At 69.2% G+C, this 904-nt stretch carries 1 protein-coding gene; it reads right to left on the bottom strand.

Annotated features, from left to right (window positions below; translation table 11 throughout):
- On the bottom strand, nucleotides 1-904 hold a 904-nt coding region (locus ADL08_RS10445), incomplete at both ends, for a ketoacyl-synthetase C-terminal extension domain-containing protein (RefSeq protein ID WP_199836985.1).

Raw genomic sequence — 904 nt, 5'->3', positions numbered from 1 at the left:
GAAGGCTTCGGCGAACACGGGGAACGCTTCGTAGAGTTCCATGCCCATGCCGATCCGCTGGGCGCCCTGTCCGGTGAACAGGAACGCCGTCTTCCCCGGTGCTGAGGTTCCGGTGATGATGTCGGGCCCCGTTTGTCCGGCGGCCAAATCCCTTACACGGTCCTGCAGTTGCTGAATGCCGCTGCCGAGGATGACGGCGCGGTGGGGGTGGGTGGTGCGTGTGGTGGCCAGGGACCAGGCGATGTCGGCGGGTGAGGCGGTGGGGTTGCGGGTGAGGAAGTCGTCCAGTCGCTCCGCCTGGGCGTGAAGGGCCTGCTCGCTCTTCGCCGACAGCAGCCACGGCAGCAGGGGCAGGGGGCGGTCCTTCGGCTCGGATGCCGGTGTGGGCGGCGAGGGGTTGGGGGAGTCGGCCTCGGACGGAGCCTGCTCGAGGATCACATGTGCGTTCGTCCCGCTGACCCCGAACGCGGAGACGGCGGCCCGGCGAGGCGCCCCCGTCTCGGGCCATGCCCTCTCCTCGGTGAGGAGTTCGACCGCTCCTGCCGTCCAGTCGACCATCGGTGTGGGTTCGTCCACGTGGAGCGTCTTCGGCAGGATGCCGTGTCGCATGGCCTGCACCATTTTGATGACCCCGCCGACACCCGCTGCGGCGACCGCGTGTCCGATGTTGGATTTGAGGGAGCCGAGGTAGAGGGGGTGGGGGGTGGTGCGGTGGTGGCCGTAGGTGGCGAGGAGGGCCTGGGCTTCGATGGGGTCGCCGAGGCGGGTGCCGGTGCCGTGGGCTTCGACGGCGTCGATGTCGTGTGTGGTGAGGCCGGCGTCGGTGAGGGCTTGGCGGATGACGCGTTCTTGGGAGGGTCCGTTGGGTGCGGTGAGTCCGTTGCTGGCGCCGTCCTGGTTGACG

The organism is Streptomyces sp. NRRL F-6492 (assembly GCF_001280125.1).
GTDB lineage: Bacteria > Actinomycetota > Actinomycetes > Streptomycetales > Streptomycetaceae > Streptomyces.
The sequence above is the reverse complement of the archived record's forward strand: the minus strand, read 5'-3'. Positions and strand labels throughout refer to the sequence as shown.